Source organism: Pseudomonas sp. B7(2017) (genome assembly GCF_002112745.1).
Taxonomy (GTDB): Bacteria; Pseudomonadota; Gammaproteobacteria; order Pseudomonadales; family Pseudomonadaceae; genus Aquipseudomonas; species Aquipseudomonas ekonensis.
Genome location: NZ_NEIP01000007.1, coordinates 32111 through 55897 on the forward strand (window position 1 = coordinate 32111; position 23787 = coordinate 55897).

20 protein-coding genes and 1 pseudogene are annotated in these 23787 nt (G+C 57.3%); 8 read left to right on the top strand and 13 right to left on the bottom strand.

Annotated elements, in window-relative coordinates:
- The first annotated feature begins 119 nt into the window (after positions 1–119).
- The 3 genes from lpxO to CAG29_RS15110 all read left to right on the top strand — a co-directional run bounded on the left by lpxO (position 120) and on the right by CAG29_RS15110 (position 2777).
- Positions 120–1019, top strand: a complete 900-nt coding sequence (gene lpxO, locus CAG29_RS15100; RefSeq protein WP_085586930.1) for a lipid A hydroxylase LpxO — start codon at positions 120–122, stop codon at positions 1017–1019.
- A gap of 213 nt (positions 1020–1232) precedes the next feature.
- The gene (locus CAG29_RS15105) at positions 1233–1574 is read left to right on the top strand and encodes a hypothetical protein (RefSeq protein WP_085694697.1); all 342 of its coding nucleotides are present in this window, start codon (positions 1233–1235) and stop codon (positions 1572–1574) included.
- A 51-nt stretch (positions 1575–1625) separates the two neighbouring features.
- A complete protein-coding gene (locus CAG29_RS15110; RefSeq protein WP_085694698.1) occupies positions 1626–2777 on the top strand; it encodes a PQQ-dependent sugar dehydrogenase in 1152 nt (383 codons plus the stop codon).
- Positions 2778–2977: 200 nt separating this feature from the next.
- On the opposite strand, the gene CAG29_RS15115 is transcribed toward CAG29_RS15110, so the two are convergent.
- On the bottom strand, positions 2978–4078 hold the full coding sequence (locus CAG29_RS15115) for a peptidase C39 family protein (RefSeq protein WP_085694699.1): 1101 nt from the start codon (positions 4076–4078) through the stop codon (positions 2978–2980).
- Between the two features lie 92 nt (positions 4079–4170).
- Here CAG29_RS15115 and CAG29_RS15120 point away from each other — a divergent pair, with 92 nt between their 5' ends.
- The 3 genes and pseudogenes from CAG29_RS15120 to ilvA form a co-directional block, all read left to right on the top strand.
- Positions 4171–5745, top strand: a complete 1575-nt coding sequence (locus CAG29_RS15120; protein WP_085633820.1) for a RimK family protein — start codon at positions 4171–4173, stop codon at positions 5743–5745.
- Positions 5746–5752: 7 nt separating this feature from the next.
- The gene (locus CAG29_RS15125) at positions 5753–6676 is read left to right on the top strand and encodes a magnesium transporter CorA family protein (RefSeq protein WP_085586935.1); all 924 of its coding nucleotides are present in this window, start codon (positions 5753–5755) and stop codon (positions 6674–6676) included.
- A 202-nt stretch (positions 6677–6878) separates the two neighbouring features.
- Positions 6879–7865: pseudogene (ilvA, locus tag CAG29_RS15130) on the top strand (threonine ammonia-lyase, biosynthetic); the annotation flags it as partial.
- 29 nt (positions 7866–7894) lie between these two features.
- Here ilvA and eco read toward each other — a convergent pair.
- On the bottom strand, positions 7895–8380 hold the full coding sequence (eco, locus tag CAG29_RS15135; protein ID WP_085694700.1) for a serine protease inhibitor ecotin: 486 nt from the start codon (positions 8378–8380) through the stop codon (positions 7895–7897).
- Between the two features lie 373 nt (positions 8381–8753).
- On the opposite strand from eco, the gene CAG29_RS15140 reads away from it, so the two are divergent.
- Positions 8754–9023, top strand: coding sequence for a DUF1652 domain-containing protein (locus CAG29_RS15140; protein WP_085656977.1), 270 nt, complete (start codon positions 8754–8756; stop codon positions 9021–9023).
- Here the strand turns inward: CAG29_RS15140 and CAG29_RS15145 are convergent, their stop codons facing one another.
- On the bottom strand, positions 9024–9422 hold the full coding sequence (locus CAG29_RS15145) for a hypothetical protein (RefSeq protein ID WP_085586939.1): 399 nt from the start codon (positions 9420–9422) through the stop codon (positions 9024–9026). It abuts the gene before it with no gap.
- 90 nt (positions 9423–9512) lie between these two features.
- Positions 9513–9782: a DUF2790 domain-containing protein gene (locus tag CAG29_RS15150; RefSeq protein WP_085633828.1), complete on the bottom strand. Its 270-nt coding sequence runs from the start codon at positions 9780–9782 to the stop codon at positions 9513–9515.
- Between the two features lie 491 nt (positions 9783–10273).
- Between CAG29_RS15150 and CAG29_RS15160 the strand changes: the two genes are divergently transcribed.
- A complete protein-coding gene (locus tag CAG29_RS15160) occupies positions 10274–10570 on the top strand; it encodes a hypothetical protein (protein WP_085694701.1) in 297 nt (98 codons plus the stop codon).
- A 138-nt stretch (positions 10571–10708) separates the two neighbouring features.
- On the opposite strand, the gene CAG29_RS15165 is transcribed toward CAG29_RS15160, so the two are convergent.
- The 9 genes from CAG29_RS15165 to CAG29_RS15205 form a co-directional block, all read right to left on the bottom strand.
- A complete protein-coding gene (locus CAG29_RS15165; RefSeq protein WP_085694702.1) occupies positions 10709–11503 on the bottom strand; it encodes a hypothetical protein in 795 nt (264 codons plus the stop codon).
- Between the two features lie 583 nt (positions 11504–12086).
- Positions 12087–13055: a tetratricopeptide repeat protein gene (locus CAG29_RS15170; RefSeq protein ID WP_256576819.1), complete on the bottom strand. Its 969-nt coding sequence runs from the start codon at positions 13053–13055 to the stop codon at positions 12087–12089.
- A 5-nt stretch (positions 13056–13060) separates the two neighbouring features.
- Positions 13061–14032 (bottom strand): tetratricopeptide repeat protein, encoded by a 972-nt coding sequence (locus CAG29_RS15175; RefSeq protein ID WP_085694704.1) that lies wholly within the window; start codon positions 14030–14032, stop codon positions 13061–13063.
- Between the two features lie 5 nt (positions 14033–14037).
- On the bottom strand, positions 14038–15066 hold the full coding sequence (locus CAG29_RS15180) for a tetratricopeptide repeat protein (RefSeq protein WP_256576818.1): 1029 nt from the start codon (positions 15064–15066) through the stop codon (positions 14038–14040).
- A complete protein-coding gene (locus CAG29_RS15185) occupies positions 15012–15980 on the bottom strand; it encodes a tetratricopeptide repeat protein (RefSeq protein WP_085694706.1) in 969 nt (322 codons plus the stop codon). Before CAG29_RS15185 ends, CAG29_RS15180 begins: the two co-directional genes overlap by 55 nt.
- A gap of 5 nt (positions 15981–15985) precedes the next feature.
- Positions 15986–16963 (bottom strand): tetratricopeptide repeat protein, encoded by a 978-nt coding sequence (locus CAG29_RS15190; RefSeq protein ID WP_085694707.1) that lies wholly within the window; start codon positions 16961–16963, stop codon positions 15986–15988.
- Between the two features lie 15 nt (positions 16964–16978).
- Positions 16979–20536 (bottom strand): LysM domain-containing protein, encoded by a 3558-nt coding sequence (locus CAG29_RS15195; RefSeq protein ID WP_085694708.1) that lies wholly within the window; start codon positions 20534–20536, stop codon positions 16979–16981.
- 29 nt (positions 20537–20565) lie between these two features.
- Positions 20566–21423 carry a DUF4123 domain-containing protein gene (locus CAG29_RS15200; RefSeq protein ID WP_085694709.1) on the bottom strand — a complete coding sequence of 286 codons (858 nt, stop codon included), beginning with the start codon at positions 21421–21423 and terminating at the stop codon, positions 20566–20568.
- Entirely contained in the window at positions 21414–23462 is a 2049-nt protein-coding gene (locus tag CAG29_RS15205) for a type VI secretion system tip protein VgrG (protein WP_085694710.1), read from the bottom strand. The genes CAG29_RS15200 and CAG29_RS15205 overlap by 10 nt, the downstream gene beginning before the upstream one ends.
- Between the last annotated feature and the right edge of the window lie 325 nt (positions 23463–23787).

Sequence of the window (23787 nt, forward strand, 5' to 3'; positions counted from 1 at the left end):
GGCATGGGCTCAAGGATGCGCCATCGGGACGCTGTTTTGTTTTCAGACCACTGCCGCAGGCCGCTGGCCGACGCCTTCGGGGCGCGCAGTTTGTTCACTTCTGACGTGTGACGATTTCCGTGAAACTCATCATTGCCGCTGTATATGTCATTTCCATTGCATACGTGCACCTGCGCGGTCGCGTGCGCCACAAGCTCGGTCGTCAGTTGAGCGACCACTCCACGTTTCTGGCGCCGGTCAATTGCTTCCTTTATCTGTTCTCCAAGATGCCCAACAAGCCTTACCTCAATCCGGCGGACTTTCCGGACCTGAGCCCGTTGCAGGCCCACTGGGAAGAAATCCGCGAAGAAGGTCAGAACCTTCTGCGCGCCGGTGAGATCAAGCGCTCGAACCAATACGACGACGTCGGTTTCAACTCGTTCTTCAAGACCGGCTGGAAGCGTTTCTACCTGAAGTGGTACGGCGACAGCCACCCGTCGGCCATGAAACTGTGCCCGCGCACCACAGAGCTGGTGCAGAGCATCGGTTCGATCAAGGCGGCGATGTTCGCCGAACTGCCGCCGGGCTCCAAACTGGTGCGCCACCGCGACCCGTACGCCGGCTCGTACCGCTATCACCTGGGCCTGGAAACGCCGAACGACGCCGGCTGCTACATCAACGTCGACGGCGAGAACTACCACTGGCGCGACGGCGAAGCGGTGATGTTCGACGAGACCTACATCCACTACGCCGAAAACACCACCGACCAGAACCGCATCATCCTGTTCTGCGATATCGAGCGTCCGATGAAGTACCGTTGGGCGGCGGCGTTCAACAGCTGGTTCAGCCGCACCGTGATGTCGGCGGCCGGCGCGCCGAACGACGCGGGCGACCGCACCGGCGGGATCAACCGCCTGTTCACCAAGATCTACAAGGTGCGCCTGCGCGGCAAGGAACTGAAGAAGCGCAACCGTGCGCGCTATTACATGGAAAAATGGGCGATCTTCGGCGGTCTGCTGGCGATCTTCATTCTGATCTGAGTTCGGTGGCGTTCTTGCGGACGCCATCGCGGGCAAGCCCGCTCCCACAGGTTCCGGGTCGTTCACTGATGTTGTGTTCGACACGAACCCGACACCACCCTCAACGGCAATCACGCCCTGTTACAGGTTGCCCGTCCCTCACGGGTTAACAAATCCGAACCCTCGGCGTAGCGTGGACTCGAACGCTTCAGTCCACGCGCCCCGAGGTCGATCATGAACCGTTATCTGTCAGGCATCGCCGCCCTGATCCTCAGTGGCGGCCTGGCGCAGGCCGACGTCACTGCGCCGCCTGCCATGCCGTTGCTGGCCCAAAGCCCGACCGGCAACAGCAACAACCCCTACAACAGCCCGATCCGCCGGGCCAATCCCAACAGCATGCAGGGCACCCAGCCCAGCGCGCCAGCCCTGCAAGGGCCGAACACCGTTCCGGTGCCGCGTCCGCCTACCCTTGAAAACCGTGGCATCGGCAATGGCCAGCTCCAGCGCTCGGTGCCGGCCACACCGCCCACGTTCATTCCCAATCCGCCGGTGCGGGACACCGGCAGCAACCGTTGATCGGCGGAGGCCGTTTCCGTCAGCCCTTCAAGCGAACAAAAGGAATCGTGCATGTTGCGTAAAACCCTGTTAGCCGGCCTGTGTGCCGGAGCATTGGCGAGTTTCACCCTGTCGGCGACCGCTGCGCCCGTGAAGGAACTGCAGAGCGAGCAGGGCACCCTGCAAGTCACCACCATCGCCCAAGGCCTCGAACACCCCTGGGCGCTGGCGTTCCTGCCGGACGGCCAAGGCATGCTGGTGACCGAGCGCCCCGGCCATCTGCGGCGGGTGAGCGCGGACGGCAAGACGTCTGCGCCGATCGGCGGCGTGCCCAGCGTGTGGGCCAAGGGGCAGGGCGGCCTGTTGGATGTGGCGCTGTCGCCGTCGTTCAAGGAGGACCGGCTTGTGTACCTGTCCTACGCCGAGGGTGGCGGCGCCGGCGACAAGGCGGGAACGGCGGTCGGTCGCGGGCGCCTCTCGGACGACATGAAGACGCTGAAGGACTTCCAGGTGATCTTCCGCCAGGAGCCCAAGCTGTCGGTCGGCAACCATTTCGGCTCGCGGCTGGTGTTCGACCGCGACGGCTTCCTATTCATCACCCTGGGCGAAAACAACGACCGGCCGACCGCCCAGGACCTGGACAAGCTGCAAGGCAAGATCGTGCGGCTGTACCCGGACGGCAAGGTGCCGGACGACAACCCCTTCGTCGGTCAGTCCGGCGTGCGGCCGGAAATCTGGTCCTACGGCCACCGAAACCCGCAGGGGGCGGCGCTCAACCCGTGGAGCGGCACGCTGTGGGAAAACGAGCACGGCCCGCGCGGGGGCGATGAGGTGAACATCATCGAGCGCGGCAAGAACTATGGCTGGCCGCTGGCGACCCACGGCATCAACTATTCGATGCAGCCCATCCCGGAAGCCAAAGGCAAAACCGCCGAGGGCACGGTCGGGCCGCATCATGTCTGGGAGAAATCACCGGGCGTGACCGGCCTGGCGTTCTACGATGGCGATCGTTTCAAGGCCTGGCAGCACAACGCGTTCATCGGCGCGCTGGTGGGCCAGGAACTGATCCGCCTGCAGTTCGACGGCGACAGGGTGGTGCACGAAGAGCGTTTGCTGGGTGAGTTGAAACAGCGGATCCGCGATGTGCGCCAAGGGCCGGATGGCTACCTCTACGTGCTGACGGACGAGACGGACGGCTCGCTGTACAAGGTCGGCCTGAAATAGCCCCGCATCCTGTGGGAGCGGCGGTGCCGGCCATCGCCAGCAGGCTGGCTCCCACAGGATTTGCGCACGGCACAGATCCCCTGTGGGAGCGAGCCTGCTCGCGATGACGGCGGCGCATCTGGCATCAGTGTGTCAGAGCGACCGCTATCGCCAGCAGGCTGGCTCCCACAGATTTTGAGTACGGCACATGCCATCCGGCATTACTCCTGACGGGCAAACACCACCACTGCCGCCCGGAGCTTCCCCCGGCCGAAGCGGCTCATCTTCTCGAACTCGCCATGGCTGACCGGCACATGCTGGCAGTCCATGGGCTGGCGATGCAGGCTGTGGTCGACATCCGGGTCGTGCAGGTAGACGAACTCCTCGTCGCAGTCGGTGACGATCACCCAGTGCGGTGATTTGGAGCGGGTCAGGCGGTAGCTGCTGATCAGCACAAGGGGTTGCCCGCCAACCTCCAGCAAACGGGGCAGGTCCAGTGCCGAACCGACGGTCTGTTCGACATCGGTCTCACGCAATTGCGCGATGAACGCCTCGTGCACCAGGCGCATGACGTCCTTTTTATGCTCGCCACGCACGCCGTCGAGGAACAGCGGCCCGGCCATGCTCAATTGCAGGCGCACCCGAAAGCCCCGACGCCACGCCGCCAGCGCCAGCCCCTGCGGGCTGCAGCCGCCATGGCCGGACGTCATGAACACCGTGGTCGCCTCGCGCCAGAGCTGCACTTCTTCCTGGCGCTCCAGCGTCCGCCCGGGCTGCAACGCTCCCATGGCCATCAGCAAGCAGGCCGGGCCGCAGGTGAAATCGGTGGTTTGCCGGTAATAGGGGACGTTGACGCTGCGGGAATCGCGGTGCTGAAGGATGCGCTTCTCCAGGCGCAACGCGTCGGCATGGTCCTCGTAGTAATCGTGGATCAGCGCAAAGCGCCGATAGCCGTTGCGCTCGTACAGCGCGATGGCTGCGGGGTTGTCGGTGCGCACTTCCAGCCGCAGGTAGGCGCAATCATGCTCCAGCGCGCAGGCCTCGATGCGGTTCAGCAATTGCTTGCCCAACCCGGCGCCCCGTGCCGAGGCCGCGATGGCGATGGAATACAGCCGGGCCAGCGACGTGCCGCGATGAAACAGCACCAGCGCATACCCCGCCAATTGCCCAGCGTGAGTGGCCACCAACAGTTGCCCGTGGGCACGGGTGATCATCCACTGGAAACTGCGGGCGGTGAGCCGGTCCGTGGTGAAGCATTGCGTCTCCAGCGCCATCAGCGCCGGCAGGTCTTCGGTTGTCGCCAGACGAAAGACAGGGTTCATATGACCACCGTAAAAGTTGCGTAACGAAACGGGACTTTCGAAAAACTTCGTGCTTAATAGAAATGGTCTTGTTCTCCAACGGATCGATTTCTATGTCAGCGGTACAGGGTCATTGGCGCGAAGTATCCGGGCAAAGTTTGCCGGCGGCAACTTATTTAAATCCGGTCGTTGCAACTTCCAGCCGGGTGCTGATCATTGTCGAGCGCAAGGAAGATTGGGCCTCTTACTTCCCCAGCGAAGACATCGTCACCGCCCAGGAATACCTGGAGCAAACCCCCGGCAGCGAGCCGGGCAAGCGGGTGCAGGTGATCAACCTGTGCCGCAGCTACAAGTACCTGGGGCACGGTTATTACTGCTCGCTGCTGGCCGAGGCCCGTGGGCACAGGGTCATTCCTTCGGTGAAGACCATCAGCGAGCTGACGCGCAAGTCGCTCTACGGGTTGGCGCTGGAGGATCTGGACAAAACCCTGGAAAGAGCCCTCAGCCATCATCTCTACAGCGATACGGAAGGGTTTACGCTGACGCTGTACTTTGGTCGGACACATATTGAACCCTTACAGGATCTGGCCCGTCAGTTGTTTGAAGTGTTTCCGTGTCCGATCCTGTTAGTTGAATTCAAGCGAACTAACGGTTGGCACATCGAGGGCATCAAGTCGGGGTCGCTGCACAAGTTGCGTGACGACCAGGAAGACCAGTTCGCCAATGCCCTGGACGGTTTCAGCCGTAAAGTCTGGCGTCTCCCGCGCTCCCGTCAGGTGGCCCGTTACGACCTGGCGATCCTGCACGATCCCCAAGAGGCGCTGCCGCCGTCCAACGCCCGTGCGCTGGCCAACTTCGTGCGGGTCGGCAAAGGCATGGGCATCGACGTGGAACTGATCGAGCGCAAGGACTACGCGCGATTGGCCGAGTACGACGGCCTGTTGATCCGCGAGACCACCAGCGTCGACAACCACACCTACCGCTTCGCCAAGAAGGCCGAGAGCGAAGGGCTGGTGGTGATGGACGACCCGGCGTCGATCCTGCGCTGCACCAACAAGGTGTACCTGACCGACCTGCTCGGCAGCCATCAGCTGGGCATGCCCGCCACGGAAATCCTCTACAAGGAGCGACCGGAAGACTTCGAACGGGTCGGCGAGCGCCTCGGCTTTCCGCTGGTGCTGAAGATCCCCGACGGCTGCTTCTCCCGTGGCGTGATCAAGGTCGAAAGCCAGCAGGCGCTGCTGGAGGCCACCGCCGAACTGTTCGAGCATTCGGTGCTGTTGCTCGCCCAGGAGTTCTTCTACACCGAATACGACTGGCGCATCGGCGTGCTCAACCGCAAGCCGATCTTTGCCTGCCAGTACTTCATGTCCAAGGGCCATTGGCAGATCTACAACCACAAGGCCAAGGGCCAGGACGTCAATGGCGAATGCCGCACGCTGCCGATCCACGAAGCGCCGAGGGCAGTGGTGGAGCTGGCGGTGAAGACGGCCAACCTGATCGGCGACGGGCTCTACGGCGTCGACCTCAAGCAGGCCGGCGACAAGGTGGTGGTCATCGAAGTCAACGACAACCCGAACCTGGACGCCGGCATCGAAGACGCCTATCTGCAGGACGATCTGTATTCGCTGGTGCTGGAGGAGTTCGTGCGGCGCCTGGAACTCAAGCGCCGCGGTCAGGCCTGGTGACGCGCCGATGATCAGCGGTTTTGCGCTCAGCCATGGATCGTTGCACCGGGTCGAACGGCTCGACGCCGACGTCATGCTGTTCAGCGACCCCGACGCCGCCGAACGGGATCTGCTGCACAGTCACTTCAAGCTCGACGCACATGCGTTGGCCTCGGCGCTGGACCCGGACGAGGTCTCGCGGATCGAGTTCCACCCGGACCATCTGTTCCTGATCTGGAAACGCCCCGAGAAGTACGCCGGCGGCGGCAGCCTGGCGTTCGAGGTGTCGTCCTGCGGCCTGCTGTTCTCACCGGGGCAATTGCTGGTGATCGCCACCGACGACACGCCGCTGCACGGCCTGGGCACGGGGCGGCCGCTGAACACGCCGCTGGACGTGCTGCTGGACCTGCTGTTCAACAACATCCATCACTACCTCGGGCATCTGAAGGTGATCAAACTGGTCGCCCGGGAGCTGCAACAGAAGTTCAACGCCTCGATGCAGAACCAGCACCTGATGCAGATGTTCAACCTCAGCGAAAGCCTGATCTATTACATCAACGCCCTGCACAGCAACGGCGCGGTGCTCACCCGGCTGCGCAACCACGCGGAAAAGCAGCACTTCGGCAGCGAAGCCCTCGGCCTGATCGACGACCTGATCATCGAAAACAACCAGTGCTACAAGCAGGCGGAAATCTATTCGACGGTGTTCTCCGGGCTGATCGATGCGCGGGGCAACCTGATGAACAACAGCACCAACAGCCTGCTGCGCAAGCTCACGCTGATCAACGTGGTGTTTCTGCCGCTCAACCTGATCGCGAGCATCGGTGGGATGTCCGAATTCAGCATGATGACCGCCGGCACGCCGTGGTGGGTGTCGTACCCGCTGTTTCTCGGGGCGATGGTGCTGGCGGCGGGCGGGATGCTGCTGGGGCTCAGGCGGCTGGCCAGGTGACGGCATCCGCCATTGACTTGCCAGCCGGCCTCAGGCTACTTTCCAGCCCATGACCTGCACCGTACTGCTTCTTCAGCCGAGCATTATTATTACCGCCATTCCTCATCTGGCGGGCTAGCGCACGGCTGCAGCACCGAACCCGCCCTTGAGGCGGGTTTTTTCTTTCTGTCTCCGGGGCTCCAACCAACGTCAGGAGACGACCATGCGCCACAGCCCCGCCCAGCAAGCCCTGCTTGAACAGTATGTGAAAAGGATCCTCGCCGCGCCGGTCTACGAACTGGCGGTGCGCACGCCGTTGCAGGCGGCGCCGGCCTTGTCCGCCATGCTCGGCAACCGCATCCTGCTCAAGCGCGAGGACCTGCAGCCGACGTTCTCGTTCAAGATCCGCGGCGCCTACAACCGACTGGTGCAATTGACCGACGAGCAAAAGGCCTGCGGCGTGATCACCGCGTCGGCGGGCAACCATGCCCAAGGCGTGGCGTTGGCCGCCCGCGAACTGGGGATCGCCGCCACCATCGTCATGCCGACCACCACACCCGAACTGAAAGTGCTGGGAGTGCGCAGTCGCGGCGCCGAGGCGCTCCAGCACGGCGAGAGTTTTCCGTTCGCCCTGGCCCATGCGCTGCAACTGGCGGAGCAGACCGGGCGCACCTTCGTCCCGCCGTTCGACGACCCGGACGTGATCGCCGGGCAGGGCACCGTGGCCATGGAGATCCTGCGGCAGCACCAGGGCGAACTGGATGCGATCTTCGTCCCGGTGGGCGGCGGCGGATTGATCGCGGGCATCGCCGCTTACGTCAAATACCTGCGGCCCGAGGTGCGGATCATCGGCGTCGAGTCGGAACACTCGGCCTGCCTGAAAGCTGCGATGGCGGCGGGGGAACGGGTGGTGCTGCCCAGCGTCGGCACCTTCGCCGACGGCGTGGCCGTGGCGCAGATCGGCGCCTACGGTTTCGAGGTCTGCCGGTTCTGCGTGGATGAGGTGGTCACCGTCAGCAACGACGAACTCTGTGCGGCGATCAAGAACATCTACGACGATACCCGCTCGATCACCGAACCTTCCGGCGCGCTGGCGGTGGCGGGGATCAAGCGGTATGTGGCGCAGACCGGCGACCGGAACCGGACGTTCATCGCCATCGATTCCGGCGCCAACATCAACTTCGACAGCCTGCGCCATGTGGCGGAACGTGTGGCGGCGTGCGGTTCAGCGGTGTGAGGTCATTCCGGGAGGGCAACGCCGACCTTGTCGGCGGCCGACCAGACGCGAAAGCGCACTTCGACGTCGCTCGGCGCGTACACCACGATCGGCAGCTTGCTGTTGTAGCGCAGCAGGAAGCCGTCGCCGACCACCGGCACGAACGCGCGTTTCTTCTTGGACTCCGGGGGGCAGGCCATCAGGGTGCTCACCGGGCCGGAGACCTTCTCCAGGCGGTAGAACGGATAGCCCCAGCCTTCGAGGTTCTTTTCCTGCAGGCTGCCGCCCAGGTGCTGGCGGTTGCAGTCCACCTCCTGGGTCTTGCCGGCCATGATCTCGACCTTGAAGTTGTCTTCGTCGGCCTGTTGCGGCAGGTGAATGACCTGGCGGGTGAAACCCGCTTCAGCCTTGGGGTAGGGCGCCACGTCTTCGAGTTTGGCGGCCTGGGCGAAGGTGGACAGGCTGGCGACCATCAGGCCGGTGGCCGCGTAAGCGGTAAAGGATCCCATGTAAGCCTCCTGGCGGGCGTCGGATAAATTGGCGGGCAGTTCTACCAGCGTAGGCGATGAATGCAAACCCTTGAAGTGTTGCAAAATGCGGTGCGCAAAGCGGGCCATCCTGCAATCTGCAACAGGCACAATGCTGGCCCGTGCCGCCAAGTGCCTGATTTCCCAAAGGCACGGCACTAACCGATGAAAGGCACGTTTTATGCGTCGTTCCGGTGCGGCGCACCGAGTTTGTGCGCCTACACTCCAATGGGCATTTCGCAGTACCGCCGCCTGAAGCCACCAAGGAACCAGCGGAGACACATCCGCACGGGTAAGCCTCAGCGGTCGACGTGAATACTTGATTGGCAGTCTCACAGTAAGGAGAGGGTTCGCCATGTTTCTGTCTGCCTTGGAACTTCGCAACATCATTGAAAGCAGCTTTCTGCCGAAACGCTGCCAATGCACGCTGACCCCGGAACTGTCGATGACGGTGAAGGTGTTCGGCGACCACCAGACCGACCAGGTGGATCTGCTGGTCAGCGGCATCGACGCCAGCCACCTCAACGGCTGCCGTGAGATCAACGACCTGATCGCTGGCCTGCGTTCGGACCTGGCGCAGCAGACTTCAGCGCATCACTACGCGCCACGCTCGAAGGCGGGTTGACTAACCTACCGTTTCACTCAGTTCGACCGTCACGCGCCGGGCCTGCATGAAACCAAGGCCCAGCGCGAACTCGACCAGCACCGCCAACAGGATCGCGGGGCCCGCGTGGCCATTGAGCCACTCACCGAACCCCAGCACCGCCAGCCCGAAGCACCCGACCGTGAAACCGTTGCCCAGCGCATGGCGCGTGGCCGACGGCGGCGCATTGCGCACCAGCCAGAACATCACCCCCAACGCCGCGAACAGCACCGCGCTGCGCCGGGCGACGAACCCCGCCGCCGGCGAGTAGTCGATGCTCCAGATCGCCAGCAGCCCGTCAGGCACAAAGCCCCAGACGATGGCCAGGAGAAAGCACAACAGGGCGGTGAAGGTCGACAACGTGCGGAACGACAACTGCATGGCGGATCCTTGCGGCAGTAGGGAGGGCCTCGAGCATAACCGCCGGGGCCCTCGCTCGCCTACCGCCAGGCCGCAAATCAGAACGGTCTGTCAGTTCTGGAAACTGCACGCGTCAGACAATTTCCGGTAGCTGATTTCCTCGGGCTTGCCGTTGTTGTCGATGTACTTCATGTCGGCGGTGATCACCTTGCAGTCCTGGGTCGGCGGCTCGGTGAGCGACACCACTTTGGCCACATGCAGCGGCATGCCGTACTGGTAGGGCACGGCCTTGGACGGCGCGGCGGTGTCGTTGGCCTGGGCGAGCCCGGCGAAGGCGGTGCAGGCGAGGGTGGCGGCGAGCAGAAGGGGACGCATGTTCATGGCAGGACTCCGGTGCGACGCAAGGGGCATTCGGCCAATGGCAGGCCGAACCTGCCGCACTGGGCGTCAGCGGACGGCTGAGGGCGTGCGGTTGGGTAGAGTCTTGGACCGTGGCGTTAAGCGACGGTTAAGCGGGCTGAATGGAGGCTGTCAGGGGCGGGGCGATTTCTGAGGCAAGTGCGGAGCGTTCCTACAAGGGCGGATGCCTTGTCTGCTTTCGGGGGGTGGAGCGGGGCGGATATCGTTGGGCGTCGCTGCAAAATCAGCGACCTGGGTTTGGTCACCTGGAGAAATCACCTGCGCATTTGTGCCATCATCCGCGCCGCGGACATCCGTGTCCTCGGAGTGCATTGCTGTGGTGGCTGTGTGCAGGGTCGCCTTCGGGCGAACCGGATTGGTGGTTCTCCGGTGACCAAACCTGTACACAGTCCGCCTCCCCACCGTTTGGTCACGGTGCTGGCGGTTACTTTCAATTCGTTTGAGTAATCACCATGCCGACACTTAATCCGCTTCCCCATCGTTATCACCGCCTCAACAGCTGCGTCACCGAAAGCGCCCCGATGGTCATCGACACCGAGGCCAACCCCAAAGACATTTTCGAAGCCGGCGTCCAGCGCGTCCGCGCCTGCAGCGACCTGCTCGAAACCCTGCATTGCCTCTGCTTCAAGCACGCCGACGTCCAGGACATTCCCCACATCACCCACGCGCTGTACCTGTTGGTGCAGGACGGCAATGATTTGCTGCAGGTTGCGCAGCAGCGGATGCTGAACTGGCAGGCGCCCGTCTGACGCCCAATACGTGAAGAGGGAAAACGGATGAGGTTTTCCCTCGTTTTTCTCTCGTTATGACCTCGCCAGCAAAGTCAGAGACTGGAGTCATTGAGCAACGGCTACTCTGCATTGCTCGTTTGTCATGGGTGAATGTCTTTATTCGGTACAACCCGGATAGAGGGTACAGTCGCGTCCGTCCGGCATTTTGAAGGGTTTGAAGTCAGAGGTGTTGCCGCGGCAAAATGCGTAGGGATCCTCCAGACTTTTGCCCATGCATCGTTTCCATCCATTGGGGAACTTCACCCAGGTGTCACCCAGGGCTGGTTTTTCTTCCTTGGACAGAGTGAAGGAAACTTTCAAGGTCTTTCCTGCCAACTGTGCGCGTTGCAGAGGCCCTTTGGCGACAGCGCCATTTGCCTGTTCCCACGTAGCAGTTGGATTGCATTTCAGGATTTTTACAATATATCGATGAGGTCCAACTGTTCGAAACGACCACTCGCACTGTCGCTGCAAAAATAGAGGTGCAGGAAGGCCGGTGTCGTCTGTTGTGTTTTCCTGGAACGCAATCCCCGTGTAATCCCTTCCTACATCGTCGAACCCGGCTGCAAACTTGGCATCGACTTCATAATCAAAATTATCCAAAACCAACGGGCACCCACCCTCGACACCGGTCAAAGGCACTTCAAACTGTGCCGTCTGCGCCTTCTCACTGAATTCCTGCTTAAAGAACTTGAACCCCGGATGCTCTCGCCCTTTCTTCACTGGAACAGTGCAGGTTTCGCCCGGACGGGGCACGTATTGGGCTTCGCCCCTAATCTTGAACCCCGGAGGAAGTTCCGTGACGAGAGTGAGGCTGTCCTGCTGCGCAACGGAGCAGGCCGTTGCGGCAAACGCGCCGAACCCGATCATCAGGTTGCGAACAAGCCCATTGAAAACATTGCGATGGCGCATTCGATGATCCTATGTCTCGGGGCGGTTGCTTTGAGCGAAAGGGGCTCAAGCTGTTTTTATTTCAAGTCGGCGGGCTGTCATCGGCCCGCGCGGCGAAGTGTCGTTCGCATGGTCAACCAATAGCCAGCGATTAGGATTGTTGCGCAAGATCTTTCGGGTTCGCTCGGGGTGCAGTCGCGGCACTGGGTACTGACCCGACCGGCCGTTTTCCGCGCTTTTTCATTGGTCGTTATCCCAGTACCGAACGCTGCTGACCGGGCCGAACAGCAGTGGCTATTTGATGTATTTCATGTTGTCCAGGCAGCGGGCAATCACGCGGTTGTCCTAGAAGCGTTTCATACCAGTGCTGCACTTCTGAATTCATATAACGATAACGCTTCCTTAGAGTCGCCCCTCGGAAGTGATAGAACTCCACGTTTCCAGATTGTGCCTTTTTCTAACTGGGAAAGGGCTGCGCTGAACCTTAAATGATTGAATAAGGCAATGTCTGAAGAGGCTAAGTGCACCGGCTTCGAGAAAGAAGCAGGTGTGAAGCATATAAAAACTGCCGATATCAAGAGGCGTATGAATAACCTCACTGGTTTTAATATCCTAGCTTTTCCGGATAAAACGAGAGAGGTGGATGGGTAGATTTCCACGTTTTTGCGAGTTTTTTTGCTTCTGCAATCTGCTCTTTGGACATGCTTTTCTCAACCTCAGGCAGTGTGTCGGTAACATTGTTTATCATATTTCCGCCGCCATTAAGTTCTAGCAGGTTTGTTAGTAAAGCATATGGCGTTACTGGGTCAAATGTGAAGCCGTAGGTTGGCTCTATACCCCCAATATATAACACATAGCCAAAGACGCCTGATACATAGCCCGATGCCGCAGCTTTTTCATTCCAGAACCTGAAAGACGATAAATCATTTTTTTCAAATCTGGATGCTGCGTAGCCCATCATGCCCGGCGGATAGCCATTCTCTGCAGATGCCTTCATCCATTTTTCAATCGCATCAGATCTTCTTGATGGCAATAGGAATGTACCTCCTCCTTCTTGGTACTTAGTGGCCAAACGGAACTGCGCCAACGCGAACCCACCTTCAGCAGATTTTTCTAACCAGTCATCGTTTCCTGTTATTCCCCATAACAGATACATTGACTCAGCGCTTCCTTTTGAAGCCTGTTCAGTTGCAAATATTTTAGCTTTGTTTGTCCACTCTTCGGGAGAATGCTCCGTAAAAGAACAATTTTTCATAATTGTGCACAAGTCTTGATCCGCTTCGCCAAGCCGAATCATTGAATAGATGTTGCCTTTTTTTGCAGACTCCTCGTAAGCTTTTTGGGCATCCGGCGTCATATAGCGATTGCGTTTTCGCAGAACCTCTCCCAAGTAATACTGTGATTCGATATCTCCGGATAATGCCTCTTTTTTCAAAGCGGGAAAGGCAGCGTCCAGTTTTAGCTGGTTGTATAGAACTACCCCTGAGGAAGGAGCTTGTTCGCGCTCTATTGCGAAGCTGGTTTCATAGAGAGTGAAAAGTGAAACGAACAAAAGGTATGTCAACGGTTTCATAGAAATCAACGACTTAACTTATCAGGAAAAAAAGAAAGCGGTGGATGAGTTTTTTTCCACTGAGCTGAAAAAGCCTCCGCTTCTTTGATTTGTTGTGGTGTCATTTTTTCTGCGATTTCTGGAAGTACTTCTTCGACATAGACTTGCACATTGCCCCCGCCGTCAAGTTCTCTTAATAGTGACGTGATGGCGTATCCTTTAACTAAGTCAAGTTCGAAGCCAAATCGATCGGGAGCATGTGCCAAATATGCACCATAACTGCTCACGCCGCTTTTGTATCCTTTTTCTGCCGCTAGCTGTATCCAGCGTCGAGCAACTTTAAGGTCACCTTCGTTCTCATAAAGGTACGCCGCATATTCCATCATGGCTCGCGGGTTCCCTCCTTCTGCGGATGCTTTAAACCAATTCCCTACCGCCTCCTTACGTTTCCAAGGAAGTAAAAAGCCTTCACCTTGCTTGTCACCAATGGCCATCCAGAACTGTGCAATTGAATGTCCAGCATTTGCGGACCTTTCCAGCCAGTCACGATTCAGAGTTATTTCATACATAATGTACATGGCCTCTGCATCGCCTTGTTCTGCTTTGGGTTCCGCAAGCCGGCGTGCGTCTTGCAACCAGTTGGCAGGGGATTTGCCGGACTCTGGACAATTGCTCATTATTTTACAAAGATCATTACCACTGCGGCCTAGCTGAATCATTGCATACAAATTGCCTTGAGAAGCAGCGAGCTCATACCACTTTTGAGCTTCTGAAGTCATGAAGCGATTGCGATTCCGAAGTGCTTCTCCTAAGTAGTACTGTGATTCTACATTTCCGGATTGTGCTTCCTTTTCCAGCTCTGAGATGGCTGAGTCAATTTTGAGCTGATTGTACAAAGTCACGCCTAAAGTCGGCACGCTTCCTTGCGGTGTTGCTAAGACAGTTACAGTATGGATGGAGATGATTAATGCAAAAACAAAGCGACGTATCCGCAGCATCGGTGTTAGTTACCTAGCTTGTCAGGAAAGAAAGAGAGCGGCGGATGAGTGGCTTTCCACTGTTCTGCCACAATTTTTGACTGTTCAATTTGCTCTGGTGTCATCTTTTCAGCAATACTGTCTAGTTTTTTCTCGACGAACCTTTTTATTCCTCCACCTTCATCAAGTTCTTTTAGTAAAGAGTAGAGTGCATAGCCTTTTACAATATCCAGTGGAAAGCCCACCTTGTCTGGCGTATGCGAAATATAAGCTCCATAACTACTTACAGCTGCTTGGTAACCGGTCTCCGCTGCTAACTTAAGCCAATGGCGTATGCTCTCTGTATCACCTTCTGTATGCAGTGTTTCCAGATAATCCATCATTGCTTTGGGATAACCGCCTTCAGAAGAAAGCAAAAGCCATTTTCTAACAGATGCGTCACGTTTTCCTGGGATAAAAAAGAAACCCTCACCTTGCCGCTCGCTTACAGCCATCCAGTATTGGGCGAGGGCATATCCTGCATTTGCTGACTTTTCGAGCCAAGTGCGATCAAACGTTATTTCATACATTAGGTACAATGATTCAGGGTCACCATTGTTGGCCTTTGCCAGTAGTAACTCCTTGGCATGTGTTAACCATTCAACAGGAGATTTGGCGCTGGCAGGACAGTTATCCATGCTTTTGCATAAATCTTCATTTTTTCGACCTAACTGGATCATTGCGTATATGGAACCATTCGCCGCAGCTGTTTCATACCAGTGCTGTGCTTCTGGCGTCATATAGCGATTGCGTTTTCGCAGAGCCTCTGCCAAGTAGTACTGAGAATCGACATTTTCAGACAAAGCCTCCTTTTTCAATGCGGGAAATGCAGCGTCAAATTTTAACTGGTTGTATAGAATCACCCCGGCAGAAGGTGCTTGCTTTTGCTGTTGACCTAGACTGGCCTCGCTGAAAATTAAAAGTGATGTGGCAAAAAAATATGTTAACAATCTCATTGAAATTAGCGACCCAGCTTGTCTGGGAAGAAAGAAAGAGGTGGATGACTCTTCTTCCATTCTTTTGCCACACCTTCAGCCTGCTCAATTTGTTCAGGTGTCATTTTTTCAGATATTTTTTCTATTTTTCTATCAACGTAGTCTTTTATTCCACCCGCATCGTCAAGTTCTTTCAGTAAGGAAAAAAGAGCGTAGCCTTTAACGAGGTCTAACGGGTAACCGACACTATCTGGAGTGTGTGAAATATAAGCACCATAGTTACTCGTAGCTGTTTGATCTCCGGTTTCGGCTGCCACTTCAAGCCAATGGCGAACGCTGTTCATGTCTCCCTCTTCGTACAGTATTTGCAGGTAGTCCATCATGGCTTTAGGATTACCTCCCTCAGATGAAAGCAATAGCCACTTTTTGACAGACGCGTCACGCTTGCCTGGAATGAAAAAGAACCCTTCGCCCTGTCGTTCGCTTACAGCCATCCAGTATTGTGCGAGCGGATAGCCTGCATTCGCGGATTTCTCCAGCCATTCGTGATCCAGTGTTATTTCATACATCAAAAATAATGATTCAGGGTCGCCATTAGTTGCTTGCGGGAGCGTTAAGTTTTTAGCGTGCGTCAACCACTGTTCCTGCGTTTTCTCACTTGGAGGGCAGTTGTTCATTTTCTTGCAAAGGTCGTTGGTACTTCGACCTAATTGAATCATTGCGTATATGTTTCCGGCCGATGCTGCCGCTTCGTACCAGTGTTGTGCTTCGGAGGTCATGTAGCGGTTTCTCTTTCTGAGCGCCTCTCCGAGGTAATACTGTGATTCGGTGTTTCCTTTTTCAGCTTCGAGTTTTAGCTGGGGGATGGCGGCGTCTATATTGAACTGGTTGTATAAAATAAGCCCTGAGGGAAGAGCCTGTTCTTGCTGATTTGCCAAGCTGCTTTCATTGAGGATGAAAAATGATGCAACTAAAACGCATGTCAAAGCTTTCATTGAAATTAACGGCTTAGCTTGTCTGGAAAAAAAGAAAGCGGTGGATGTGTTTTTTTCCACTGAGCTGAAAAAGCCTCCGCTTCTTTGATTTGTTGTGGAGTCATTTTTTCTGCTATCTCTGGGAGTACTTCCTCCACATAGGATTGCATGCTTCGACCTTCGTCAAGCTCTTTGAGAAGGGAGGTGATTGCATATCCTTTTATTAAGTCGAGCTCAAACCCAAAACGCTCTGGGGCATGTGCTAAGTACGCTCCGTAGCTAGTAACTCCTCCTTCATAACCATATTCGGCGGCAGCTTTTATCCAGTGACGTGCGACTTCAAGATCGCCACCGTTCTCATATAAAAAAGCCGCATATTCCATCATGGCCCTAGGATTTCCACCTTCGGCAGATGCTTTGAACCAGTTGCCTACAGATTCTTTACGTTTCCAGGGAAGTAAAAAACCCTCACCTTGCTTGTCACCAATGGCCATCCAGAACTGTGCGATTGAATGACCAGCATTCGCGGACCTTTCCAGCCAGTCACGATTCAGAGTTATTTCATACATAATGTACATGGCCTCTGCATCGCCTTGTTCTGCTTTGGGTTCCGCGAGCCGGCGTGCATCTTGCAACCACTTGGCGGGAGATTTGCTGAACTCTGGACAATTGCTCATTATTTTACAAAGGTCATTACTACTTCGGCCAAGTTGAATCATTGCATATAAGTTTCCTTGGGAAGCTGCGGCTTCATACCACTTGCGTGCGTCCGCTGTCATATAGCGATTTCTTTGTCTGAGAGCCTCACCAAGGTAGTATTGAGAATCTTGGTCGCCAGCATTAGAGGCGATTTCTAAATAGGGTAGGGCGGATGATATTTTGAACTGGTTAAAAAGGATTAACCCTTTTTCTTTTGCAGTAACTTGCTCTTGAGTAAGGGCTGCAAATGCATTTGAAGAAAGGGCGGAAAGAGCAATAAAGATAAGGGTTATTGTTTTTTTCATGAGTGATGGCTCAATTTAGTGAGGCTGACCGACATAAGTTGATCTCGGTGCAGGGGTATACGTTTTTCCATAAAAATTACTGCGTCGGCACGTTCCGTCTAAATTTGCGCCAAGTTTTTTTGCGTGGCTTTTATACCGTTCACGCATTCTATCGTTTGCGGGGCTGACTAGGCTTAAAACAGGTTCAGTCATGAAAGTGTCTAAAGCTAAACGGTTGCTGCAGTATTCTTGGTTTGCATTTGGGGCCTGCACGCCGAAACCGTTCATGCTCATACATGCTTGTTCAAATTGCATCTGCGCTTGCGGAATGGTGTTTTTCTTTTCTGCGTTTTTCATAATCCAGCCAAGAATACGTTCAATAGCTCTTTGTTGTAGAAGGTATGCTTGTGGTTCGTCGTATTCTCGTTTGCCGTTTGTTGAAGTTTCATTTGAGTTGACTGATACGGTGAATGATTTTGGTGAGCTTGTTAGAGTCATTAGCAGCGGGCCGAGAGCTGCCGGAATTGCGTTCACAATCCACTCTTCAAGCTCTTTTTGATCGCCGTACTCGATAATGGCGTCAGCAATTGGGCCACCTTTCCCTCTACGGGTCATAGCTTCATAGAGACTCATAACAATGTCCCAGCCCATCATATAGGCCATAGGGACATTAAGGCCGGTTGCACCAAGTGCATTGAGTGCGGAAGCGTACTCACTTGCTTCCGGATCCATCCACTCTACATTTCTACCCTTAGCCTTGTGTAACTCCTTACGATACAGGTTCAGAATGTCAACCACCGCCTCATACCCAATCTCGAACTTAAAGCTACCGTTGGCACCTGGCCCCAGTACCACAGCTGCTTTCAGGTTGAGAATGAAGCGGCCTTTATCCAGGGAGATTTGTGCGGTTCCCTGGAATCCCACACCCAACGCAACCCCGACAGACCCACTCAGCTTGGCGAGGGTCAGCCATGGGTTGGTTTTTTTCGCGTCTTTGTCGCTGCCGATACCCATGGTGGGTGCGGTGCGCAGTGCGACGAGATCTTTGGGTGGGGCCCAGTTCAATGCGCCGGTGAGTTCGATGGCCGCTTGCAGACCACCGAATACGTTGAAGGTGGCTTTTGCCCCGTTTTCAATTTGCACATTGGCCTTTTTGCCGGTGAGTACCTGGTCCGAGCTTTTGGTATCGACGTAGGTGCCGGACTTTGATTTGTGCTCAAGCTCCGGAGTAGGGCTGTTGTCTCCGCTGTCGGCCTTGGCCTTCTTGGCCGCATCGTGATCTGCACGTTCTTCTTTGGCCGAGGCGTCTTCGCGCTGTGCGCGTTTGACGGGGCTGAGGGTCGCCCCGTATTTGACGTTGCCGAGGATAGGGTTCAACTCGACGCTACCGGCCAGCAACAGCGACGCGCCGGCGTATCCCCAGGCCTTCACACCAAAGTGAAAGGAGAAACGGCCAAAATTCATCTTCTGGGCTTTGCCGTCCAGGAGGTAATCCAGGGTGATGTCTTTGGCACTTTCCTTGGCGGGCATGTCGACTTTCATCAACTGCACTTCGCCGCGGGCCAGGTCGAGGCTCAAGCCCATGTTGGCCGACATTTGAAAACCTTCGGCGGCAGTCATTTTCGGGCCTTCCAGCTTGACTTCACCGTGAATGCTCGGCTGGGGAGGGGTCAGGCAGCGGACGAATTGAGCCTGAGGGCTGTTGTCGAACAGTCGGATTTTGCCGCGCACACTTTTCTGGAAGACCAGTTGCTGAAGATGCTTCCCCCAACTGGTTAATGTTGCACTGTTCTCCAATTCGGTGACTGTATAGCCCTGCTTTTTCAGATAGGCATAAAAGTCGTTGGCCTTGAACCAGCCTCTTTCATCAAAACAGTTACCTGTCTGATCGCTGAACTTGATCGCGCCCTGCGCAAGAAGCCATTGGCGGAACGAACTGTTCTCACTGTTTTTATCCGAGTCTTCTGTGGCATCGGTAGGTGCGCTTTCGCCCATTTTCTTGGGGGCGAGAAGGGCCTTTTTTCCATCTTCCTTGATGATTTTTTTGAAGTCTTTCAGGTTCGTCATGCTGAGCCATCCCAAGGGCGTGCCCTTGGCATCCGAGAGACTGACTTCACGCAAAGGAAACCCGGGTTTAACCATGCGGTCGACGGGTTTGGGCTGAAACTCTTCCGGTTCCCAGACCAGATGGCGACCCGGTGTGCTCGAAGCCGCGTTCCGCTGGGCTGTCGCCTGAAGGTCGTCCTTGATTTTCTGCAGGCGATCCCACTCGGCTCGCTCGGCATCAACCAGACCCGCCGGTGCCTGGGCATTTTGCCCGGTGGCTTCGATCCAGCGTTTGTACTTCTCCTGGAGCTGTGCGGTTACTTCCGCCTGTTTCTTCTCGGTGTCCAGGTACAACTTGAATTGCGCAATGCCCGACGGCAGACCATCACTGATCAGTGCGAACTCTGGAAGCGCAATACCGAACTCTGAAACTTTGATAATGGATTCGGTGTAATCGTGATAATCCAGCGCTTCGGCGTTCTTGTGTAACGTGTACACGTAGGCAGCGAGGTCGGCTCTGCAGTCGGTCATGCCGGCGCAGATGTTCTCGTAACTTTTTTTCTTTTCAGCGAGGGCCTTGGCGACGTCGTCCATTGGCACTTGCTTGAAGTCCCCCTTGGCGAAGAGCTTTTTTCGGGCCTCAAGATACGCTTGCACGCGGGAGCGGGCTTCAATTGCATCCTTGGAGTACAGCGTCCCGCTTTCGTAGGTGTAGCCGTCAATTTTCGCAGCCGCAACCGCTTCTTTTTTCAGCGCAAGCCACTCAGTCCGCCGCTTGTGAAAGTCGACGAATTCTTTGTGGATGCTTTGATCGGAAGCGAGATCCGCATTCAAACGATCCATGCGGGATTGGGCAGTGTCCTCCTGAGGAGGTTGCGCAGGCGCAGGCGCGGCCGCGGGCTTGTTCCGATTGGCTTCGTTCTGTCTTTTTTTGGCGGTGGCAGGATCGATTTCGATCTCATCGCCCATCGCTTCGAACTCTTCCATGCGGGCACGTTTTGCGCCTTTGAGGAAGTTGCTCAACTTGGGTTCGAGGAAATATTGAAGCAGACCTGATTCTTGCAGTCCGTTGAGGCGCGCGTCACGTGTCTTGTTCGGCGCAATCATTTTTTCGAGTGTGAACATCGACTCTTTGATGGCGGACAAGGCACGTTCAGGGAGCAGCCAGAACTCTTGCTCCTCTGTTGCATAAATGGCGCTGGCAAAGGTTTTGCTGCAGGGAGGGGCATGAGGTTTGAAAGTCTTCGAGGCTTTGTCTGGCGTTTCCTTGAGAGGATCCAGTTCGACCAGATCCTCGGCCGAACACTGAGCCGGCGCATCGGGGGATGCCTGGGCAGGCGCTTGAGACGCAGCAGGAGCCTGAGCGACCGGTTTGGCGGTCGCGGCTTGCGCGCTTTTCGGTACGCTCAAATTCCATCCGACTTTGATGTTGTTCGGATTGGTGATGAAGGGGTTGAGCTGGCGAAGTTGCGCCACGGTGCTGTTGTAGCGCGAGGCAATCTGGCCCAGGGTTTCGCCGGGCATGACGGCGTGATTCGTGATTTCCATGGTGATTCCGTTCTGTTGCCGCTTCGCCGTTAACGTTGGACGACGGCGGCTGATTCCAGGAGCCGATCTACTTTGATAAACGACTCATCCGTTGATTGCAGGATCGTCATGATCTCAGGCTGCGTTTCAAACAGTGGACCGTTTACGGCATGACCCAGCTTGAGCAAATGGTCGCCTTCATAAATATTGCTGTTGAGCAGCAGGTCGAGATTGTCAGCGATATCGTTCATACGATCATCGCCGGGCTCGCCAAACGCCTCGTACTCTTCATCCACCCAATACAACCATCCAAGGCGCGCCTGAACCTGAGCGGTCGCTTGCGGAAGGTTGAATGCCGCCTGGTCAATCAACCAGGTCGATTCCGTGTTGGACACCCAGGCTAACCATGGACCACGGTGTTGGCCGAAGTTTCCTGGTGCGGGGACGTAAACGGCGCTCCAGCAACCCAACAACTGATCGAAGGTCTTTTCGGCGGTGTAGGCCAGCGCAGCCCACAGGCTCGGCTTGTGGTAACTCAGCAAACTTTGCCCTCCGGAACCGTCGTTGGCTTTGAGCAACCAGCGTGCGTGAGCGAGGGCTTTTTCCGGATCCGGTGTTGAGATCGCAATTCCCGAAAAGTGTTCCTCACACAGTTTTGCAGCTTCCGCAGCCAGTTTGCTGCCTCGGGGGGCAACCAGCCACAAGGGGCCGTCGGGTATCTCGGCGAATTCCGTTCGGAAAAACAGCCCTTGGGAGACAACGGGCTCACCCACCCGGTAGAGCCGGCTGAAGGCTTGCGGCTGAAGTCCCTGGTCGATGATGAAACACAACGATGGGTTTGCGGCCGGCAGGTCCGAGAAGTGGTAGCGAGGCTTTTCCAGCAAAGCACTCAGCGCTTTTACATGCATGTGCAATCCTTACGGCTGCAAGCGCCGTTACTCTGTTTTCCGCACAGCGGTGTGATGCCTGACTCGTTCAGGCGGGCGGGCAGCGGCGCTTTCCCAGCCTTGTCCGCATCCACCACTTTCATCGGTCCCGGCAACAATGGCGCTGCCGGTGTACCGACGCCCGGCGCGCCGCCGGTGTTGATCTTCACTTCGGCGCCGCTGATGGTTACGCCGCCGGCATCGGCTTTTACGAAGCTGCCGCCGGCCTTGGCCGTCAGCTCCATTGCGCCTTCGACCACGACTTTCTGGCCGGCGTAGTAATGGATTTCGGTTCCAGCCTCGACGAACTGCCCGGTGCCGACCTTGACGTGCCGGGTCACGCCCACGGTGAGGTGGTCGTCGGCGCGCATTTCACTGATGCGATTCAGATGAGTGATGCGGTGCTCCTCGACCTTGAACTCGCTGTAGGCGTTGGCCTCGACGGTGTCATGCCGTTCGTTGCCGATGCGGATCCGTTGGTCGTGCTCGATGTTCTCGTCCCAGTCGCGCTGGGCGTGCAGGTAGATCTGCTCGGCGCCCTTGCGGTCTTCGATGCGCAGTTCGTTGTAGCCCTTGCCGCCGGGGGAGCTCAAGGTCTTGAAGGTGCTGCGGGTCTTGTTCGCGGGCAGGTCGTAGGGGACGACGTTTTCCTTGTGGTACAGGCAGCCGGTGACCAGCGGCTGGTCGGGGTCGCCCTCAAGGAAGGTGACCAGCACCTCCATGCCCACGCGCGGGATGGCGATGCCGCCGTAGGCCGCGCCGGCCCAGCCGCTGGCCACGCGCAGCCAGCAGGTGGTCTTGTCGTCGGCCTGGCCGTCGCGGTCCCAGTGGAACTGCACCTTGATCCGCCCGTACGGGTCGCAGTGGATCTCCTCGCCGGCGGGACCGGTGACGACGGCGGTCTGACTGCCGAGCACGCGAGGCTTGGGGTGGTCGAGGGCAGGGCGGTAGTGGGCGTCCCACGGGGTGGCGAGGAAAGTGTTGCGGTAGCCCTGGTGGAAGTCGTCCTTGCCGTCGGTGACGTCGCTGGTGACGTTCTCGCCCAGCACCTGCGGCTGCTTGCCCTCGTGGATGACCTCCAGCAGCAGCCAGAGGTCGTTCCACTCTGCGCGCGGGTGCTCGGCCAGGGTGAGGAAATGGCCGCAGGCCAGGGTCGGCTCGTCGCCCTTGCCCTCGGCCAGGGCGTAGTCGCTGCGGTGGCGTTCCAGGGCACGGGTGGCCAACTGCTTGCCGCGCTCGCGGGCGGTGAAGCGGCCGGGGTAGTCGTAGTCCTCAAGGTCCGGCATGAACGCCGACTTGGCGGCGGCCTCGGGCAGGATCTTGGGCTTCTCGAAGTCGTAGTCGCGGCGGGCGACGCGGCTGGTGCGGGTCTCCAGGCGCAGGTTGAAGCGCTTGACGACCGGCTTGTCGGCGGCCATGCCGGAGTCCTGCTGGTAGCTGACCGGCTTGAGCTTGCGGAACACGGTCTGGTCGTCGCCGAACACCAGCTTGTGGCCGCTGGCGCTGTGCTGGAAATGGAAGTGGATGCCTTCCTCCTCGCACAGGCGCTGGATGAAGTGCAGGTCCGACTCGTCGTACTGCACGCAGTAGTCGCGCTCGGGGTACTCGGCGCCGAGCTGGAAGCTGTAGGCGTCGGCGAGGATGCCGCGGTCCTCCAGCACCCGGGCGATGATCTTGGGCACGGTGAGCTGCTGGAAGATCTGCTGGTCGTGGTTGTGGCGCAGGTAGGCCAGCTGCGGCACCAGGCTCAGGCTGTAGCGGGTGAGGGTGCGGCCGGAGTCGCCCTGCTCGATGCGGTACACCAGGCCGTGGATCTTGCCCTCGCCGGTGGCGCCGAAGGTGAGGACGCCGGGCTTGTGCAGCAGCTCTTCGAGGGCGAGGTCGGGACGGGCGCTGACCAGTTCGAGATCGAAGCGGAACGGTTGGTTGAGGGCTTCGCGGCCGGTGAAGCTGAGCACCTGGAAGTCCGTGTTGGCGCCTTCGAGGGTGAGGGTGATGTGCGTAGCGTTGGCGTCCAGCATGCCTTCAATTCCGTCCTTTGGATAAGCAGGGTACGGATGGTGCAGGATTCGCTGACCTCGTACAACCCGAAAGTGCTGCAGGCAATCCCTGTGCACGGTCTAGGGAAAACCCTGAGAGAGGCTGTTTCGCCCAATGGATCCGGGGATTTGCTGAAGGGGCCACGCCGAACCGGACCACTGCGGCCGTTTGTGGGTGGCCAGTCGGTTTCAGACTAAAGTCGCCTGTGGCACGTCAAAGCCATCTGCCATCATTGCCGCACACCCCTGCGTGTCCTCTGCCTCCCGGCGCTTCGTTGCCTCGGGACGGGAGCTATTTTTCTGGCAA

Coding starts and splice junctions, on each gene's coding strand:
- CAG29_RS15105 (WP_085694697.1), top strand. CDS start 1,233: ATGAACCGTTATCTGTCAGGCATCGCCGCCCTGATCCTCAGTGGCGGC.
- CAG29_RS15110 (WP_085694698.1), top strand. CDS start 1,626: ATGTTGCGTAAAACCCTGTTAGCCGGCCTGTGTGCCGGAGCATTGGCG.
- CAG29_RS15115 (WP_085694699.1), bottom strand. CDS start 4,078: ATGAACCCTGTCTTTCGTCTGGCGACAACCGAAGACCTGCCGGCGCTG.
- CAG29_RS15120 (WP_085633820.1), top strand. CDS start 4,171: ATGTCAGCGGTACAGGGTCATTGGCGCGAAGTATCCGGGCAAAGTTTG.
- CAG29_RS15125 (WP_085586935.1), top strand. CDS start 5,753: ATGATCAGCGGTTTTGCGCTCAGCCATGGATCGTTGCACCGGGTCGAA.
- eco (WP_085694700.1), bottom strand. CDS start 8,380: ATGGGATCCTTTACCGCTTACGCGGCCACCGGCCTGATGGTCGCCAGC.
- CAG29_RS15140 (WP_085656977.1), top strand. CDS start 8,754: ATGTTTCTGTCTGCCTTGGAACTTCGCAACATCATTGAAAGCAGCTTT.
- CAG29_RS15145 (WP_085586939.1), bottom strand. CDS start 9,422: ATGCAGTTGTCGTTCCGCACGTTGTCGACCTTCACCGCCCTGTTGTGC.
- CAG29_RS15150 (WP_085633828.1), bottom strand. CDS start 9,782: ATGAACATGCGTCCCCTTCTGCTCGCCGCCACCCTCGCCTGCACCGCC.
- CAG29_RS15160 (WP_085694701.1), top strand. CDS start 10,274: ATGCCGACACTTAATCCGCTTCCCCATCGTTATCACCGCCTCAACAGC.
- CAG29_RS15165 (WP_085694702.1), bottom strand. CDS start 11,503: ATGCGCCATCGCAATGTTTTCAATGGGCTTGTTCGCAACCTGATGATC.
- CAG29_RS15170 (WP_256576819.1), bottom strand. CDS start 13,055: ATGAAACCGTTGACATACCTTTTGTTCGTTTCACTTTTCACTCTCTAT.
- CAG29_RS15175 (WP_085694704.1), bottom strand. CDS start 14,032: ATGCTGCGGATACGTCGCTTTGTTTTTGCATTAATCATCTCCATCCAT.
- CAG29_RS15180 (WP_256576818.1), bottom strand. CDS start 15,066: ATGGAAGAAGAGTCATCCACCTCTTTCTTTCTTCCCAGACAAGCTGGG.
- CAG29_RS15185 (WP_085694706.1), bottom strand. CDS start 15,980: ATGAAAGCTTTGACATGCGTTTTAGTTGCATCATTTTTCATCCTCAAT.
- CAG29_RS15190 (WP_085694707.1), bottom strand. CDS start 16,963: ATGAAAAAAACAATAACCCTTATCTTTATTGCTCTTTCCGCCCTTTCT.
- CAG29_RS15195 (WP_085694708.1), bottom strand. CDS start 20,536: ATGGAAATCACGAATCACGCCGTCATGCCCGGCGAAACCCTGGGCCAG.
- CAG29_RS15200 (WP_085694709.1), bottom strand. CDS start 21,423: ATGCATGTAAAAGCGCTGAGTGCTTTGCTGGAAAAGCCTCGCTACCAC.
- CAG29_RS15205 (WP_085694710.1), bottom strand. CDS start 23,462: ATGCTGGACGCCAACGCTACGCACATCACCCTCACCCTCGAAGGCGCC.